The 16,488-nt window shown below is 71.8% G+C and carries 15 protein-coding genes; 9 read left to right on the top strand and 6 right to left on the bottom strand.

The window, feature by feature from the left end; translation table 11 throughout:
* Positions 1-44 precede the first annotated feature (44 nt).
* The 3 genes from ACI2L3_RS06610 (at position 45) to ACI2L3_RS06620 (ending at position 3,903) form a co-directional block, all read left to right on the top strand.
* The gene (locus tag ACI2L3_RS06610) at positions 45-1,277 is read left to right on the top strand and encodes an arginine deiminase (RefSeq protein ID WP_404751183.1); all 1,233 of its coding nucleotides are present in this window, start codon (positions 45-47) and stop codon (positions 1,275-1,277) included.
* 103 nt (positions 1,278-1,380) lie between these two features.
* Positions 1,381-2,379: an ornithine carbamoyltransferase gene (gene argF / locus ACI2L3_RS06615; RefSeq protein WP_404751184.1), complete on the top strand. Its 999-nt coding sequence runs from the start codon at positions 1,381-1,383 to the stop codon at positions 2,377-2,379.
* A 66-nt stretch (positions 2,380-2,445) separates the two neighbouring features.
* Positions 2,446-3,903 (top strand): amino acid permease, encoded by a 1,458-nt coding sequence (locus tag ACI2L3_RS06620; RefSeq protein ID WP_404751185.1) that lies wholly within the window; start codon positions 2,446-2,448, stop codon positions 3,901-3,903.
* Here the strand turns inward: ACI2L3_RS06620 and ACI2L3_RS06625 are convergent.
* Positions 3,866-4,315, bottom strand: coding sequence for an ATP-binding protein (locus ACI2L3_RS06625; protein WP_404751344.1), 450 nt, complete (start codon positions 4,313-4,315; stop codon positions 3,866-3,868). The two genes, ACI2L3_RS06620 and ACI2L3_RS06625, sit on opposite strands and share 38 nt — an antisense overlap.
* 232 nt (positions 4,316-4,547) lie before the next feature.
* Between ACI2L3_RS06625 and ACI2L3_RS06630 the strand changes: the two genes are divergently transcribed.
* Positions 4,548-5,375: an enoyl-CoA hydratase family protein gene (locus ACI2L3_RS06630; protein WP_404751186.1), complete on the top strand. Its 828-nt coding sequence runs from the start codon at positions 4,548-4,550 to the stop codon at positions 5,373-5,375.
* Between the two features lie 2 nt (positions 5,376-5,377).
* Positions 5,378-7,663 carry a bifunctional salicylyl-CoA 5-hydroxylase/oxidoreductase gene (locus ACI2L3_RS06635; RefSeq protein WP_404751187.1) on the top strand — a complete coding sequence of 762 codons (2,286 nt, stop codon included), beginning with the start codon at positions 5,378-5,380 and terminating at the stop codon, positions 7,661-7,663.
* Positions 7,664-7,672: 9 nt separating this feature from the next.
* On the opposite strand, the gene ACI2L3_RS06640 is transcribed toward ACI2L3_RS06635, so the two are convergent.
* From ACI2L3_RS06640 to ACI2L3_RS06650, 3 genes are read right to left on the bottom strand one after another with little or no spacing between them, the layout of a single operon-like run.
* Positions 7,673-8,257, bottom strand: coding sequence for a HutD family protein (locus tag ACI2L3_RS06640; RefSeq protein WP_404751188.1), 585 nt, complete (start codon positions 8,255-8,257; stop codon positions 7,673-7,675).
* A 45-nt stretch (positions 8,258-8,302) separates the two neighbouring features.
* Positions 8,303-9,118: a PaaX family transcriptional regulator C-terminal domain-containing protein gene (locus ACI2L3_RS06645; protein WP_404751189.1), complete on the bottom strand. Its 816-nt coding sequence runs from the start codon at positions 9,116-9,118 to the stop codon at positions 8,303-8,305.
* Between the two features lie 9 nt (positions 9,119-9,127).
* Positions 9,128-10,777, bottom strand: coding sequence for an AMP-binding protein (locus ACI2L3_RS06650; protein ID WP_404751190.1), 1,650 nt, complete (start codon positions 10,775-10,777; stop codon positions 9,128-9,130).
* A gap of 109 nt (positions 10,778-10,886) precedes the next feature.
* Here ACI2L3_RS06650 and ACI2L3_RS06655 point away from each other — a divergent pair, with 109 nt between their 5' ends.
* Positions 10,887-12,164 carry an acyl-CoA dehydrogenase family protein gene (locus ACI2L3_RS06655; protein WP_404751191.1) on the top strand — a complete coding sequence of 426 codons (1,278 nt, stop codon included), beginning with the start codon at positions 10,887-10,889 and terminating at the stop codon, positions 12,162-12,164.
* Positions 12,161-12,562, top strand: coding sequence for a RidA family protein (locus tag ACI2L3_RS06660; RefSeq protein WP_404751192.1), 402 nt, complete (start codon positions 12,161-12,163; stop codon positions 12,560-12,562). The genes ACI2L3_RS06655 and ACI2L3_RS06660 overlap by 4 nt, the downstream gene beginning before the upstream one ends.
* Here the strand turns inward: ACI2L3_RS06660 and ACI2L3_RS06665 are convergent.
* Positions 12,475-12,774, bottom strand: coding sequence for a DUF5133 domain-containing protein (locus ACI2L3_RS06665; RefSeq protein WP_404751193.1), 300 nt, complete (start codon positions 12,772-12,774; stop codon positions 12,475-12,477). The genes ACI2L3_RS06660 and ACI2L3_RS06665 overlap by 88 nt on opposite strands.
* A gap of 248 nt (positions 12,775-13,022) precedes the next feature.
* Here ACI2L3_RS06665 and ACI2L3_RS06670 point away from each other — a divergent pair, with 248 nt between their 5' ends.
* Both ACI2L3_RS06670 and ACI2L3_RS06675 read left to right on the top strand, forming a co-directional pair.
* Positions 13,023-13,739: a hypothetical protein gene (locus ACI2L3_RS06670; RefSeq protein WP_404751194.1), complete on the top strand. Its 717-nt coding sequence runs from the start codon at positions 13,023-13,025 to the stop codon at positions 13,737-13,739.
* 92 nt (positions 13,740-13,831) lie between these two features.
* A complete protein-coding gene (locus ACI2L3_RS06675; protein ID WP_404751195.1) occupies positions 13,832-14,866 on the top strand; it encodes a hypothetical protein in 1,035 nt (344 codons plus the stop codon).
* 30 nt (positions 14,867-14,896) lie between these two features.
* On the opposite strand, the gene ACI2L3_RS06680 is transcribed toward ACI2L3_RS06675, so the two are convergent.
* Entirely contained in the window at positions 14,897-16,426 is a 1,530-nt protein-coding gene (locus ACI2L3_RS06680; protein ID WP_404751196.1) for a helix-turn-helix domain-containing protein, read from the bottom strand.
* Positions 16,427-16,488: the final 62 nt, after the last annotated feature.

Raw genomic sequence — 16,488 nt, forward strand, 5'->3', positions numbered from 1 at the left:
CCAACGATGAGCGTCGGCCGTCCGGCCGGGGAAAGATGGACCCCATGGGATTCCATGTCGACTCCGAGGCCGGGCGGCTGCGCCGCGTCATACTGCACCGCCCCGATCTGGAGCTCAAGCGGCTGACTCCGAGCAACAAGGACACCCTCCTCTTCGACGACGTCCTGTGGGTGCGCAGGGCCCGCCAGGAGCACGACGGCTTCGCGGACGTGCTGCGCGACCGGGGCGTGGCCGTCCACCTCTTCGGTGACCTGCTGACCGAGACCCTGGACGTGCCGGCGGCCCGCCTCCTCGTCCTGGACCGCGTCTTCGACGAGAAGGAGTACGGGCCGCTGGCCACCGACCACCTGCGGGCGGTGTTCGCGACGATGCCGTCGGCCGAGCTCGCCGAGGCGCTGGTCGGCGGGATGACGAAGCGCGAGTTCCTGGAGCGGCACGCCGAGCCGACGTCCGTCCGCTTCCACTGCATGGACATGGACGACTTCCTGCTCGGCCCGCTGCCCAACCACCTCTTCACCCGCGACACCTCCGCCTGGATCTACGACGGCGTCTCCATCAACGCGATGCGCTGGCCCGCCCGGCAGCGCGAGACCGTGCACTTCGAGGCGATCTACCAGCACCATCCGCTGTTCCGCGGCGAGAACTTCAACGTCTGGTCGCAGGGGCAGGCGGACTATCCCTCGACCATCGAGGGCGGCGACGTCCTGGTGATCGGCAAGGGGGCGGTGCTCATCGGCATGAGCGAGCGCACCACCCCGCAGGCCGTCGAGATGCTCGCGCACAAGCTGTTCGCGGCGGGCTCCGCGCAGACCATCGTGGCCCTCGACATGCCGAAGCGGCGCGCCTTCATGCACCTCGACACGGTCATGACGATGGTCGACGGCGACACCTTCACGCAGTACGCGGGCCTCGGCATGCTCCGCTCGTACACCATCGAACCGGGCGTGGGGGAGCGGGAGTTGAAGGTCACCGACCATCCGCCCGAGCACATGCACCGGGCCATCGCCGCCGCGCTCGGGCTCGACGGCATCCGGGTGCTCACGGCCACGCAGGACGTGCACGCGGCCGAGCGCGAGCAGTGGGACGACGGGTGCAACGTCCTCGCGGTGGAGCCGGGCGTCGTCGTCGCGTACGAGCGGAACTCGACCACCAACACGCACCTGCGCAAGCAGGGCATCGAGGTGATCGAGATCCTGGGCAGTGAGCTGGGGCGCGGCCGGGGCGGCCCGCGGTGCATGAGCTGTCCGGTGCAGCGGGACGCGGTGCCGGGGGCGTAGCAGGGCGGGGCACCACGACCGCCTGTATATAAATGTGAAGCGTCGTATATAGTTCCAAGGTCACCGTGTCCCGCACCCCCTTTCCGCATTCCTGGAGCGCCTCATGGCCACAGACCTCACCGGCCGCCACTTCGTCAAGGAGCTGGACTTCACCGCCGACGAGTTCCGCGGCCTGATCGACCTGGCCGCCGAGCTGAAGGCGGCCAAGAAGGCCGGGGCCGAGACGCGGCGGCTGCGGGGCAAGAACATCGCCCTGATCTTCGAGAAGAGCTCCACGAGGACCCGCTGCGCCTTCGAGGTGGCCGCCGCCGACCAGGGCGCCGCCACGACGTACATCGACCCGTCCGGCTCGCACATCGGCAAGAAGGAGTCGTCGAAGGACACCGCCCGGGTGCTCGGCCGGATGTTCGACGCCATCGAGTTCCGCGGGGACGCGCAGGACACGGTCGAGACGCTCGCCGCCCACGCGGGCGTGCCCGTCTACAACGGCCTGACCGACGACTGGCACCCCACCCAGATGCTCGCCGACATGCTCACCATGACCGAGCACGCGGCCAAGCCCCTCACCGACATCGCCTTCGCCTACCTCGGGGACGCCCGCTTCAACATGGGCAACTCCTACCTGGTCACCGGCGCGCTGCTCGGCATGGACGTACGCATCGTCGCGCCCCGGGCCTACTGGCCGGCCGAGGAGATCGTCGCGCGGGCCCGCGGGCTCGCCGAGGCCAGTGGCGCCCGCCTCACCCTCACGGAGGACGTCGAGGAGGGTGTCCGGGGCGCCGACTTCGTCGGCACCGACGTGTGGGTGTCGATGGGGGAGCCCAAGGAGGTGTGGGCCGAGCGCATAGCCGCCCTCGCGCCCTACGCGGTGACGATGGACGTCCTGCGCGCCACCGGCAACGCCGACGTGAAGTTCCTGCACTGCCTGCCGGCCTTCCACGACCTGGGCACCCAGGTCGGCCGCGAGCTCCACGAGACGTACGGCCTGGAGTCCCTGGAGGTCACGGACGAGGTCTTCGAGTCGGCACACTCCGTCGTCTTCGACGAGGCTGAGAACCGTATGCACACGATCAAGGCGGTCCTGGTCGCGACACTGACCTGACACACACGTCTCGCACCACGCACCACGCACACCGCACCACGCACCACCGGAAACGAGAACCACCCCATGAGCCCCACAAGCACCAATGGGCTTCGCATCAAGTCCCCCGATCAGCTCGTCGCCGAATCGGGCGCGGACCTGGAAGGCCACGGCCTCAGGCGCACCATGGGGCTCTTCCAGCTCGTGTGCTTCGGTGTCGGCGCGATCGTCGGCACCGGCATCTTCGTCGGCCTCTCCGACTCGGTCGCCGAGGCCGGCCCCGCCGTCGCGGTCTCCTATGTCCTGGCGGCCGTGACGTGCATCTTCACCGCGTTCTCGTTCGCGGAGCTGGGCGGCGCGATCCCGGTCTCCGGCAGCTCGTACTCCTTCGCGTACGCCTCACTGGGCGAACGCACCGCGTTCCTCGTGGGCTGGTGCCTGCTCCTGGAGTACGGCGTCTCGGTCTCCGCGGTCGCGGTCGGCTGGAGCCAGTACCTGAACCAGCTGCTGCACAGCCTCACCGGCTGGGAACTGCCCGCCGCGCTCTCCGCGGGACCCGGCGAGGGCGGCGTGCTGAACCTGCCCGCCGTCGTCGTCATCCTGCTCGCCGCCGTGCTCCTGGTGCGCGGCATCCGCGAGAGCGCCGGCGCGACGGCGGCCATGGCGGTGCTGAAGATCGGCATCCTGCTGCTGTTCCTGGCCATCGCGTTCACCGCGTTCGAGGACGGCAACCTCACGCCCTTCGCGGGCGCGGGCGTCTCCGGCGTCACCGCGGGCGCCTCGCTCGCCTTCTTCTCCTTCATCGGCTTCGACGCGGTCACCACGGCAGGCGAGGAGGTGAAGAACCCGCGGCGCAACATCCCGCTCGCGATCCTGATCTGCATCGGCGTCGTCACCCTGCTCTACGTCGCCGTCGCGCTCGCCGCAATCGGCGCGCTCGGCCCGGACGCCGTCGCCGACAAGCCCGCCGCGCTCTCGCTCGTCGTCGACCAGGTCACGGACTCGACCGTCGGCGGCGGCATCATCGCCTTCGGAGCGGTCGTCGCCATCGCGTCCGTGGTGCTCGCCGTGATGTACGGCCAGACCCGCATCCTGATGTCGATGTCCCGCGACGGCCTCATGCCGCGCGTCTTCGAACGCGTCTCGCCGAGGACCGCGACACCGGTCGCGGGCACCTGGATCGTCGCGGCGGCCGTCGCCGTGCCCGCCGCCTTCTCGTCGCTCGACGTCGTCGTCAGCCTGACCACCATCGGCACCCTGGCGATCATGGTCGTGGTGAACGTCGCGGTGATCGCGCTGCGCAGCTCGGCCCCGGACCTGCGCCGCACCTTCCGGGTGCCGTTCCACCCGGTCAGCCCGCTCCTGGGGATCGGCTTCTGCCTCTATCTGATCTGGGGCACGGGCTGGCGGACGTGGCTGCAGTTCGCCGTGTTCCTCGTGGTGGGTGCCGTGGTCTACGCGCTCTACGGCCGCGGACACTCGCGGCTCGGCCGGGGCGAGGAACCGCTCAGCGGCAGTGCCGCGGGGGCGTCGCGGGAAGCGTGAACCAGACCGCCTTGCCGGACGCGGTGGGGCGGTGACCGCAGGACGAGCTGAGGGTGCGGATCAGGAGCAGCCCGCGCCCGTGCTCCTGCCAGGGGTCGGGCTCGGCGTGCGGGCCGGGGTCGGTCAGGTCGCCGGGCGGCAGCGGGTTGGAGTCGTGCACCTCGACCTGGCAGCCGGTCGGCAGGAGCTCGATCACCAGCTCTATGGGCTCCTGCCCCTCGGTGTGCTCCACGGCGTTGGCGACCAGCTCGGCGGTGAGGAGCTCGGCGGTGTCGGTGTCGGCGGACGACTCGATGTCGGTGAGCGCCGTACGGACCAGGGCGCGCGCGACCGGCACGGCCGCCGTGGTGTGCGGCAGCGCGATGCGCCAGGAGGCGGGGGAGGAGGGCTCGTGCAAGGCGGGTCCGTTCAGGGCAGCAGGCGGTCCTGCTTTCAACCGTACGAATCCTAAGCGCTGTGCCGACAGGGGCGAGGGTCGGGCACTCACGGGACGTACGACCCTGTCGTCGTATCGCGCACTCATGACGACGGTCACGGAACGGTGATAACTTCGTCTGAGGCGGCCCACACACCGACACCGGTACGCCTGTACGTCGCACGACCGCGCACTCCAGCCAGCCCCCAGGCCGAGGAGGCCGCACCTGATGAGTCCCTTCACCGGCTCCGCGACCCGCACCCCCGACTGGCGGCACCTGCGCCTCGCCGTCGACGAAGGGGTCGCCACGGTCACCCTCGCCCGCCCCGACAAGCTCAACGCCCTCACCTTCGGCGCCTACGCCGACCTGCGCGACCTGCTCGCCGAGCTCTCCCGCGACAAGTCCGTGCGGGCCCTCGTGCTCGGCGGCGAGGGCCGCGGCTTCTGCTCGGGCGGCGACGTCGACGAGATCATCGGCGCCACGCTCGCCATGGACACGGCCCAGCTCCTCGACTTCAACCGCATGACGGGCCAGGTCGTCCGCGCCATCAGGGAGTGTCCCTTCCCGGTGATCGCCGCCGTGCACGGGGTGGCGGCGGGCGCCGGCGCGGTGCTCGCCCTCGCCGCGGACTTCCGCGTCGCGGACCCGAGCGCCCGCTTCTCCTTCCTCTTCACCCGCGTGGGCCTCTCCGGCGGCGACATGGGCGCCGCCTACCTCCTGCCGCGCGTCGTCGGCCTGGGCCACGCCACCCGGCTCCTCATGCTCGGCGATGCGGTACGCGCGCCCGAGGCCGAACGGATCGGCCTGATCAGCGAGTTGACGGACGAGGGCAAGGCGGCCGAGGCCGCACAGACCCTGGCCCGCCGCCTCGCCGAAGGACCCGCCCTCGCGTACGCGCAGACCAAGGCGCTGCTCACCGCCGAGCTCGACATGCCACTGGCCGCCTCCGTCGAACTGGACGCGTCCACCCAGGCCCTCCTCATGAACGGCGAGGACTACGCCGAGTTCCACGCGGCCTTCACGGAGAAGCGCCCGCCGAAGTGGCAGGGGCGGTGACCATGGCCACCCCCCACCGCATCGCCGTGATCGGGGGCGGGCCCGGCGGTCTCTACGCCGCCGCGCTGCTCAAGCGGCTCGACCCCGGCCGCGAGCTCACCGTCTGGGAGCGCAACGCACCCGACGACACCTTCGGCTTCGGCGTCGTGCTCTCCGACGAGACCCTCGGCGGCATCGAGCACGCCGACCCCGCCGTGTACGCCGCGCTCCAGGCCGAGTTCGTGCGGTGGGACGACATCGACATCGTGCACCGCGACCGGCGGCACACCTCCGGCGGGCACGGCTTCGCGGCGCTCGGGCGGCGCAGGCTCCTGGAGATCCTGCACGAGCGCTGCCGCGGCCTCGGCGTGGAGCTCCGCTTCCGCACCGAGGCGCCGCCCGCCGCCGAGCTGGCCACGGCGTACGACCTGGTCGTCGCCGCGGACGGCGTGCACAGCCTCACCCGCGAGGCACACGCCGACGTCTTCCGGCCGAGCCTCACGACGCACCGCTGCCGCTACATCTGGCTCGCCGCGGACTTCGCCTTCGACGCGTTCCGGTTCGAGATCGCCGAGACCGAGCACGGCGTGATGCAGCTGCACGGCTACCCGTACTCCCGCGATCCCGACGCCTCCACCGTCATCGTCGAGATGCGCGAGGAGGTGTGGGAGGCCGCCGGGTTCGCCGAGCTCGACGAGCACGAGTCCACCGAACGCTGCGCCAAGATCTTCGCCGACGCGCTCGGCGGCCGCCCGCTGCGCGGCAACAAATCCGCCTGGATCAACTTCCGCACGGTCGTCAACGACCGCTGGTCGCACGGCAACACGGTGCTCCTTGGCGACGCCGCCCACACCGCCCACTTCTCCATCGGCTCCGGCACCAAGCTCGCCGTCGAGGACGCCCTCGCCCTCGCCGCCTGCCTCCAGGAACAGCCCGACATCCCGGGCGCCCTCGCGGCGTACGAGACGGAGCGCCGCCCCGTCGTCGCCTCCACGCAGCGCGCGGCCCGCGCCAGCCTGGAGTGGTTCGAGCACCTGCCGGACCACCTGGACCAGCCGCCCCGCCAGTTCGCGTTCAACCTCCTCACCCGCAGCCGCCGCGTCACCCACGACAACCTCCGCCTGCGCGACGCCGGCTTCACCCGCGCCGTCGAGCGCGACTTCGGCTGCCCCGAAGGCACCCCGCCGATGTTCACGCCCTTCCGGCTGCGCGACCTGACCCTGCGCAACCGCGTCGTCGTCTCCCCGATGGACATGTACTCCGCCGTGGACGGCGTCCCCGGCGACTTCCACCTGGTGCACCTGGGCGCCCGGGCACTGGGCGGCGCGGGCCTGGTCATGACGGAGATGGTGTGCGTCAGCGAGCGCGGCCGCATCACTCCGGGCTGCGCAGGGCTCTACACCGCCGAACAGGCCGACGCCTGGCGCCGCGTCACCGACTTCGTCCACGCGCAGGCACCCGGCACGGCGATCGGCGTCCAGCTCGGCCACTCCGGCCGCAAGGGCTCCACCCGCCTGATGTGGGAGGGCATCGATGACCCGCTGCCCGACGGCAACTGGCCGCTCGACGCCGCCTCACCGCTCCCGTACAAGCCGGGCAGCCAGACCCCGCGCGAACTCTCCCGCGCCGGACTGACCGACATCCGCGAGCAGTTCGTCGCGGCGGCACGGCGCGCCGACCGCGCAGGCTTCGACCTCCTCGAACTGCACTGCGCCCACGGCTACTTGCTCTCCGGCTTCCTCTCCCCGCTCACCAACCACCGCACGGACGCGTACGGCGGTGCCCTGCCGGGCCGCCTCCGCTTCCCCCTCGAAGTCTTCGACGCGATAAGGGAGGTGTGGCCGGCCGGCAAACCCATGACCGTCCGCATCTCCGCCACCGACTGGGCCGACGGCGGCACCACGGCGGACGACGCCGTCGAGATCGCCCGCGCGTTCGCGGCACACGGAGCCGACGCCATCGACGTCTCGACGGGCCAGGTGGTCTCCGACGAGCGCCCCGCGTACGGCCGCTCCTACCAGACCCCGTACGCCGACCGCATCCGCAACCGGACCGGCATCCCGGTGATCACGGTCGGCGCCGTCTCCTCCTGGGACGACGTCAACTCCCTGCTCCTCGCCGGCCGCGCGGACCTCTGCGCCCTCGCCCGCCCACACCTCTACGACCCGCACTGGACCCTGCACGCCGCCGCCGAACAGGGCTACGCGGGCCCGGGCGTGAGCTGGCCCGTGCAGTACCGCGCGGGCAGCCGACGGCCCCAGACGGGCCGCACGGACGCGCCCAAGCCGAGGCTGACGCTGGGCGGCTGAGCGTCCGCGTCAGTGCGGCGCGGTGGTCCCGGTCTCGATCCTGACCTCGGCCACCGTGCCGTCGCCGCGCAGCGTCAGCGCGGCCGGACCGTCCCGGCGTACGCAGTCGAGGCGGCCCAGCGGAGTCCCCGGCCCGTCCTGTCCGGCGACAGCGATCCCCTCGGTGACGGCCATGACGAGCAGGGTCTCGCCCGCCGCGCACACCGTCTCCGCCTCCCGCCCTGCGGTGACGGTGACGATCCGCACCCCGGCCGTCGCGCCGCCCCTGCGGGTCATCACGTTCAGATTGCGCACCGGGCCCGCCACCAGCCGGCAGTCCGTCGCCGCGTCACCGGGGAAGGCGAAGGGGCGCAGCGGCTCGACCGGCACGGGTGCGGCCCCGGCTACGGTCAGCAGCATGCCGTCGCCCTCGACCGGGGTGATCACGCGGTCGATGCCGGGGAAGGACGAGAAGGGGCCGTCGCCCGCCACGTCCGCGACGCTCACCCGCCAGCCGGTGCCGTCCGCGACCTCCCTGGTCGTGCCGCCACCGTTCTTCCACGGCACGACGCGGTACTCGCTCCAGCGCATCCAGCGCAACACGTCCTCGCCCACCCGCCACCTCCAGCCCAGCACATGATCACTAAGTCGGGGGCCAGCCTATGCGGGCCGCACGAACAGCGCCCCGGCCTCCCGAAGCCAGCCGTCCAGCGCCGCGAACACCGCGGCGGAACGGGCCCCCGGCCAGTCCGACGGCAGCAGATCGGCGGGCAGACCCGGGTCCGTGTAAGGGAGTTGGCGCCACGAGTCGAGCGCGAGGAGGTAGTCGCGGTACGCCTCCTCGGGCGGCGGGGGAGCGCCCTTGCGGGACTCCCAGGAGCGCAGCACCGGCTCGTGCCGGTCCAGGAAGGCCTCGTGCTGCTTGGCCAGTGACGAGAGGTCCCACCAGCGCGCGACCGCCTCGGCCGTCGGCGCGAAGCCCAGGTGCTCGCCGCGGAACAGGTCGACGTACGGGGCGAGTTGAAGCCGCTCCAGGGTGTGCCTGGTCTCCTCGTAGAGGTGCGCGGGGGCGATCCAGACGCCCGGGGCCGCCGTGCCGAAGCCGAGGCCCGCGAGGCGGGAGCGCAGCACGTGCCGCTTCTGGCGTTCGGCCTCGGGCACGGAGAACACGGCGAGGACCCAGCCGCCGCCGTGCCGCGCGGCCTCGGTGCCGTAGATGCGGCGGTCGCCGTCGTCCAGGAGCTGGCGCGCGTCGGGCGACAGCTCGTAGCCCGCCGCGCCCGCGGCCGTGCGCGCGGGCACCAGCAGGCCGCGCCGCTTGAGCCGGGACACGGAGGACCGCACCGACGGCGCGTCCACGCCGACCGGCGCGAGGAGGCGCACCAGCTCGGCCACCGGGACCGGTCCTGGCGCGGCCCGGCCGTAGGCGCCGTAGAAGGTGACGATCAGGGACCGTGGAGTGTGCTGCTCGGACACGTGATCACTCTACGGGCCCGGTTCCGCCGGGGACTCGGCACGCAGCCGGAACCGCTGCAGCTTCCCCGTCGCCGTCCTCGGCAGCGCGTCCAGGAAGACGATCTCGCGCGGGCACTTGTACGGCACCAGCTCGCCCTTGACGAATTCGCGCAGCCGGTCGGCGTCGGGCGTCGCCCCTTCGCGCAGGACCACGTAAGCCAGGACCACCTGGCCGCGCAGCTCGTCGGGGCGCCCCACGACCGCGGCCTCGGCGACGTCGGGGTGGCGGAGCAGGGCCTCCTCGACCTCGGGGCCCGCGACGTTGTACCCGGCCGAGATGATCATGTCGTCGGCGCGGGCGACATACCGGAAGTAGCCGTCGGGGTCGCGGACGTAGGTGTCGCCGGTGATGTTCCAGCCGTGCCGTACGTACTGGAGCTGGCGGTCGTCGGCGAGGTAGCGGCAGCCCACCGGGCCGCGCACGGCGAGCAGTCCCGGTTCGCCGTCCGGCACCGGGGCGCCGGAATCGTCGACCACGCGCGCGTGCCACCCCGGCACGGGGCGTCCCGTCGTGCCGGGCCTGATGTCGTCGTCGGCGGCGGAGATGAAGATATGCAGCAGCTCCGTCGCGCCGATGCCGTTGATGATCCGGTGGCCGGTGCGCCGGTGCCAGGCCTGCCAGGTGGCCGCGGGCAGGTTCTCCCCGGCGGAGACGCAGCGGCGCAGCGACGAGACGTCGTGCTCGTCGAGCTGGTCCAGCATCGTGCGGTACGCGGTCGGCGCGGTGAAGAGCACGGTGATCCCGTGCCGCCCGATGGCGGGCAACAGCTGCTTGGGACCCGCCTGTTCGAGCAGGACGGACGACGCGCCGAAGCGGAGCGGGAAGATGACGAGACCGCCGAGTCCGAAGGTGAAACCGAGCGGCGGGCTGCCCGCGAAGACGTCGTCGGGCACCGGCTTGAGGACGTGCCGCGCGAAGGTGTCGGCGATGGCGAGCACGTCACGGTGGAAGTGCATGCACCCCTTGGGCCGGCCCGTCGTGCCGGAGGTGAACGCGATGAGCGCGACGTCGTCGGCGGCCGTGCCGACCGCCTCGTACTCCGCGGGCTGCCTGCCCGCACGCACGAGAAGGTCGTCGGGTCCCTCACCTCCGTACGTGGTGATGCTCAGCCCCGGCACACCGGCCTTGATCAGGTCGTCCACCGACCGGACGTCGCAGAGCGCGTGCCGCACCTCGGCGATCTCGCACATGGTGGCGAGCTCCTGCGCACGCTGCTGGGCGAGGACGGTCACCGCGACCGCGCCCGCCTTCATCACCGCGAGCCAGCAGGCCGCGAGCCACGGCGTGGTGGGCCCGCGCAGCAGCACGCGCCCGCCGGGCGGTACGCCCAGCTCGTCGGTCAGCACATGCGCGATCCGGTCGACGTGCTGCCGCAGCAGGCCGTACGTCCAGGTCTCGCCGGACGCGGAGTGGAAGACGGGGCGCTCGGCGCCGAACCGCTCGACGGTCCGGTCCAGGAGCTCCGCGCCGCAGTTGAGGCGGGCGGGGTGGCGCAGCTCGGGACGGTCGTGGACCAGCACGGGCCACCGCTCGCGCGGCGGCAGATGGTCCCTGGTGAACGTGTCGACGTGGCCGGACGGTGTCAGCCCCGGGTCGGCCGGATTGCCGGTGGGTTCCATGGCGGCTCTGCCCCCTTGCCTGCCGGTCGGGCGCTGTGGTGGGCTCGCTCCATGAGCGTATCGTGATGGTGACGACAGTCAACGGTGCGCGATAAAGGAGGGGACCGGGGTGACGGCATTCTCGCTCAATCCTGAAGAAACCGCCCGCTGCACGAGACTGCGCACGCTTGCGGAGGAGCGATTGCGCCCGTTGGCGGAGAAGGGCGAGCCGGGCCGGGTGAACCGCCCGCTGGTGAGGGCGCTGGGCGAACTGGGCTTGCTGGACGCGCTATTCGAGGGAAACGAAGAGGGCGCGGGCCCAGATGGCGCCCCTTCAGGGGCGCGGGGCGGTGACATGAGCGGCTCCGCCGCCGGGGCGCGACCAGCCCCCTCCGACCCGCAGAATGAAACCCGTCCCCCCAGCGAAGCGCCCCGCACACTCGACCTCTGCCTGACCCGAGAGTCCCTCGCCTACGCCTGCACAGAGGCAGAGACCGCCTTCGCCCTGCAAGGGTTGGGCGCACACCCCGTGCACATCCACGGCACCCCCGCCCAGCGGGACCGGTGGCTGCCCCCCGTCCGCAGCGGCCACGCCATCGCCGCCTTCGCCCTCTCGGAGCCGGGCGCCGGCTCGGACGCGGCGGCCCTGAGCCTCGCCGCGACCCCCGACGGCCCCGACGGCTGGCGCCTCACCGGCGAGAAGTGCTGGATCTCGAACGCCCCCGAAGCCGACTTCTACACCGTCTTCGCCCGTACGTCCCCGCGCGCGGGCTCCCGCGGAGTCACCGCGTTCCTGGTCCCCGCCGACCGCGCGGGCCTCACCGGCACCGCCCTCGACATGCTCTCCCCGCACCCGATCGGCGCCCTGGCCTTCGACGGCGTGCGGGTCACGGCGGACGACGTGCTCGGCGAGGTGGACCGCGGTTTCCGGGTCGCGATGACGACCCTGAACCGGTTCCGGCCGAGCGTCGGCGCGTTCGCGGTCGGCATGGCGCAGGCCGCGCTCGACGCGACGCTGGCCCACACGGCCGAACGGACGGCGTTCGGCGGCACGTTGAAGGATCTGCAGTCCGTCGCCCACCAGGTCGCCGAGATGGCCACGCGCACGGAGGCGGCCCGCCTGATGGTGTACGCGGCAGCGGCGGCGTACGACCGCGAGGGCCCGCAGGCCCCCGGCATCGCCCGGCGCGCCGCGATGGCGAAGCTGATCGCCACGGAGACCGCCCAGTACGTGGTCGACGCGGCCGTCCAGCTGCACGGCGCCCGCGCGCTGCGCCGCGGCCACCTCCTGGAGCACCTCTACCGTGAGGTGCGGGCGCCCCGCATCTACGAGGGGGCGAGCGAGGTCCAGCGCACGATCATCGCCAAGGAGCTGTACGCCACCCACCTGGAGGAGCCGCCCGCATGAGCAGCCTGAACCGCGTCAACCCCGCCGAGCTCTCCCCGCCCAAGGGCTTCTCGCACGCCGTCACCGCCACCGGTTCACGGCTCGTCTTCCTCGCCGGGCAGACCGCGCTGGACAGCGAGGGCGAGGTCACCGGCGCCACCCTGCCCGAGCAGTTCGAGCGCGCGCTGACCAACCTGCTCACGGCCCTGCGCCACGCGGGCGGCACCCCCGCCGACCTGGCCCGCGTCACCGTCTACGCCACGGACGTCGCCGACTACCGGGCCTGCGCGCCCCAACTCGGCCGTATCTGGCACCGGTTGGCGGGCCGCGACTACCCGGCGATGGCGGTGGTGGGCGCCGTACGCCTGTGGGACGACTCCGCGCTGGTGGAGCTCGACGGGGTGGCCGTGCTCGACTGAGCGGCCCGGCGGGACGATCCGCCGGCCCGACGGCGCGCGACGGCGAGAGCCTGGTCCAGGGAGCGGGTCCCGGTGATGACGCACAGCGTGTAGGTGACGTCGTCCAGCTGTCGGCGCAGTGCGGGGTCGGCCGTGCCGGTACGCGTCTTGGCGTGCAGTTTTGCGTGGCGTCCGAGCAGGTCGGAGAGGACGGAGGGGTGCGCCTGCAGCATGAAGAGGTCTCCTGGGGGAGCGATGGGGGAGCGGAGGGTGAAGCTGCTGCCCCGGTTACCCCCGGTTTCCCGCCCTATTCACCGGTCCTCCTCATGACAGGCGGAATGCCGGATTCCGGGTGAGTGCGAGGAATCACGGGGTACCCGGCGACGACCGCGGCCACCCGGGCCGCGGATGACGGAACGTCCTCATGTTCCGCGGGAGGGATGACCACGTGCGTTCGAGAAGGGTTACGGGTGTCATCGGAGTGACCGTGCTGTCGGCGGCCCTGCTGGCGAGCTGCGGCGACGGGGACGACGGTGGCGGAGGCGACTCCAAACCGTTCGCCGGGGACAGCGCCGACCAGATCGCGGCCAAGGCGGTGAAGGCCACCAAGGGCGCCGACTCCATGCGCATCAAGGGCGACATGCGGCAGGGCGGGAAGCCGGTGAGCCTGGACATCGCGGTCGACCAGGCGAAGAACTGCGAGGGGACCATCGACACTGATGGCTCCGAGGCCGAGATCCGGCACACGGACGGCACCTTGTACATGCGCGGCAACGAGCAGTACTGGAAGACCGCCCTGAAGAACCAGCCGGGTTCGGAGAAGGTGCTGCCCAAGGTCGCCGGCAAGTGGGTCAAGATGCCCGCCGACGACGCGTCCACCACCGGCATGTGCGACAAGCAGGGCCTCGTCGCGTCGATGGACGAGAACAAGTCCGAGCGCAAGGGCATGAAGAAGGGCGACACGACGACCGTCGACGGCAAGGAGGCCATCGCCCTCACGAAGAAGGGCTCCGGCGGCGAGATGAACACGATGTACGTCGCCACGGAGGGCAAGCCGTACATCCTGCGCGTCACCACCAAGGGCGGCGACACCCCCAACGACGCGACGTTCGGCGACTACGACAAGCCCGTGAGCCCGAAGGCACCGGCCAAGGGCGAGACGGTCGACCTCAACAAGCTGGCGGCATCGGGTCAGTAGCCGTCGGGCAGAGGCTCACGCTCACCGGGCGGAGGCACTGGGCACCGGCATTCACGCGGCCGGTTGTCAGTGCCTCCTCCTATATTGCCGCCATGGAGATCACTCAGCGGACACTCGCGGAGGCGTGGCAGCGGACGACCGCGCGACACCCCCTGCTCGACGGGGTCGAGTTGCCGCCCGTGGCGCTCTCGGACGACGAACTGGACGAGTGGGTCGAGTGCGCAGAGGAGACCGAGGAGGGCGGTCTGTTCCTGCTGCTGGACGAGGACGGCACGGTGCACGGGCGGCACGGTCTCTACCGGGAGGCCTTCGCCGTCCGCGACCTCGAACAGGTGCTGTACCTGATCGCCGAGTCCGCGATACGCGGGCGCGGCGGCAGCCTCGAGGAGGTGGCCGACGCGCTGGAGCGGATCGATCCGGTGTGGGGCAGGCGGTTCCGCACCGGCGGCCTGGACGGCACGGGAACGGTCGAGGCGTGCGGGCGCGACCCGCTGGAAGGGCTCGCCTGGATAGCCGGATCCTGGCGGGAACAGGACCCGTACACGACGCTCGCCTTCTTCCGCGCGGCGCCCGGACGCAGCATCGACGCCGAGCGGCTGGCCCTGCTGTACGGGGCCGATCCCGCGCAGGTGGCGGCCGGTACGCGCCTGCGGGACCTCCAGGCGGTGGACGGCGGCCGGGCCCACTGGGACCGCCAGTGGGAGAGCTGCTGTTTCGGGCAGGCGGGCGGGTGGACGTTCCTGCTGTACCACGACACACCGCCGGGTTCCTTCGCGGACACGGAGGCGTACGACGCGCTCGGCGTCAAGGAAAGCGTGTGGCTGACCGCCACCTCCGCGAAGGCGATCTACTCCTTCGCCTACATGCGGGACGGCCGCAGCGTCGATGACGACGGGGGCATGCTGGAGCTGATCTGGTACGAGCGCGGCCGCGCTCCCTACCTCCGCGGCGGCGAGCTGGACTTCCTCAACCGGGCCCTGCGCCGCGCCGAGCTGGACCACCCCGAACTGACCAGCACGTTCCAGCTGTACTTCCACGCCCTGGAGGAGTCCCTGGGCCTGCGCCTGCCGCGCGGGGACTTCGCGGAGGGCGAGGTGCGGGCCGCGTACTGGCGCCCGCACCCGTGACCGCCGCAGGAGTGCGGCGGCAGCTGCCGGTCAGATGTCCCGGAACGTCTCGATCTGCGCGCCCACCGAGTTCAGCCGCTCCGCCAGGTCCTCGTAACCGCGGTTGATGACGTACACGTTGCGCAGGACCGACGTGCCCTCCGCCGCCATCATCGCGAGCAGGACGACGACGGCGGGGCGCAGCGCGGGCGGGCACATCATTTCGGCGGCGCGCCAGCGGGTGGGGCCCTCGACCAGGACGCGGTGCGGGTCGAGGAGTTGGAGGCGGCCGCCGAGGCGGTTGAGGTCCGTGAGGTAGATCGCCCGGTTGTCGTAGACCCAGTCGTGGATCAGCGTCTTGCCCTGCGCCGCCGCCGCGATGGCCGCGAAGAAGGGGACGTTGTCGATGTTCAGGCCGGGGAACGGCATCGGGTGGATCTTGTCGATGGGCGCCTCCAGTTTGGAGGGGCGCACGGTGAGGTCGATGAGGCGGGTGCGGCCGTTGTCCGCCGCGTACTCCGCGGTCCTGTCGTGGTCGAGGCCCATCTCCTCCAGGACCGCGAGCTCGATCTCCAGGAACTCGATCGGCACCCGGCGCACCGTCAGCTCGGACTCGGTGACGACGGCGGCGGCGAGCAGGCTCATCGCCTCGACCGGGTCCTCGGAGGGGCAGTAGTCGACGTCGACGTCGATGGTGGGCACGCCGTGCACGGTCAGCGTGGTCGTGCCGATGCCCTCGACCTCGACGCCCAGCGCCTCCAGGAAGAAGCAGAGGTCCTGGACCATGTAGTTCGACGACGCGTTGCGGATCACCGTCGTGCCGGCGCTGCGCGCGGCGGCGAGCAGGGCGTTCTCGGTGACGGTGTCCCCGCGCTCGGTGAGGACGATGGGGCGGTCGGGGGAGACGTCGCGTGCCACCTCGGCGTGATACAGCCCCTCGGTCGCCGCGATGTCCAGGCCGAACCGGCGCAGCGCGATCATGTGTGGCTCGATCGTGCGGGTGCCGAGGTCGCAGCCGCCCGCGTACGGCAGCTTGAAGTGGTCCATGCGGTGCAGCAGCGGGCCGAGGAACATGATGATCGAGCGGGTGCGGCGCGCGGCCTCCGCGTCGATGGCGTCCATCTCCAGCTTGGCGGGCGGCACGATCTCCAGGTCGACGCCGTCGTTGATCCAACGGGTGCGTACGCCGATGGAGTTGAGCACCTCGAGGAGGCGGTACACCTCCTCGATGCGGGCGACGCGGCGCAGCACCGTGCGGCCCTTGTTCAGGAGGGACGCGCAGAGCAGCGCCACGCACGCGTTCTTGCTCGTCTTGACGTCGATGGAGCCGGAGAGCCGGCGGCCGCCGACGACTCGCAGATGCATGGGGCCCGCGTACCCGAGCGAGACGATTTCACTGTCGAGAGCCTCGCCGATTCGGGCGATCATCTCAAGGCTGATGTTCTGGTTGCCCCGCTCGATGCGGTTCACGGCGCTCTGGCTGGTGCTGAGCGCCTCGGCGAGCTGCGTCTGTGTCCAGCCCCGGTGCTGACGGGCGTCACGGATGAGCTTGCCGATGCGTACGAGGTAGTCGTCTGCCATGTGTTGCAGGTTATCTCAGATATGAGATGACGCGCGCGCTGGGGTGGGCCATTCGAGGAGCC

The organism is Streptomyces sp. NPDC029674 (assembly GCF_044903205.1).
Lineage (GTDB): Bacteria > Actinomycetota > Actinomycetes > Streptomycetales > Streptomycetaceae > Streptomyces.

Coding starts and splice junctions, on each gene's coding strand:
- ACI2L3_RS06675 (WP_404751195.1), top strand. CDS start 13,832: ATGGAGATCACTCAGCGGACACTCGCGGAGGCGTGGCAGCGGACGACC.
- argF (WP_404751184.1), top strand. CDS start 1,381: ATGGCCACAGACCTCACCGGCCGCCACTTCGTCAAGGAGCTGGACTTC.
- ACI2L3_RS06610 (WP_404751183.1), top strand. CDS start 45: ATGGGATTCCATGTCGACTCCGAGGCCGGGCGGCTGCGCCGCGTCATA.
- ACI2L3_RS06630 (WP_404751186.1), top strand. CDS start 4,548: ATGAGTCCCTTCACCGGCTCCGCGACCCGCACCCCCGACTGGCGGCAC.
- ACI2L3_RS06660 (WP_404751192.1), top strand. CDS start 12,161: ATGAGCAGCCTGAACCGCGTCAACCCCGCCGAGCTCTCCCCGCCCAAG.
- ACI2L3_RS06635 (WP_404751187.1), top strand. CDS start 5,378: ATGGCCACCCCCCACCGCATCGCCGTGATCGGGGGCGGGCCCGGCGGT.
- ACI2L3_RS06665 (WP_404751193.1), bottom strand. CDS start 12,774: ATGCTGCAGGCGCACCCCTCCGTCCTCTCCGACCTGCTCGGACGCCAC.
- ACI2L3_RS06680 (WP_404751196.1), bottom strand. CDS start 16,426: ATGGCAGACGACTACCTCGTACGCATCGGCAAGCTCATCCGTGACGCC.
- ACI2L3_RS06650 (WP_404751190.1), bottom strand. CDS start 10,777: ATGGAACCCACCGGCAATCCGGCCGACCCGGGGCTGACACCGTCCGGC.
- ACI2L3_RS06620 (WP_404751185.1), top strand. CDS start 2,446: ATGAGCCCCACAAGCACCAATGGGCTTCGCATCAAGTCCCCCGATCAG.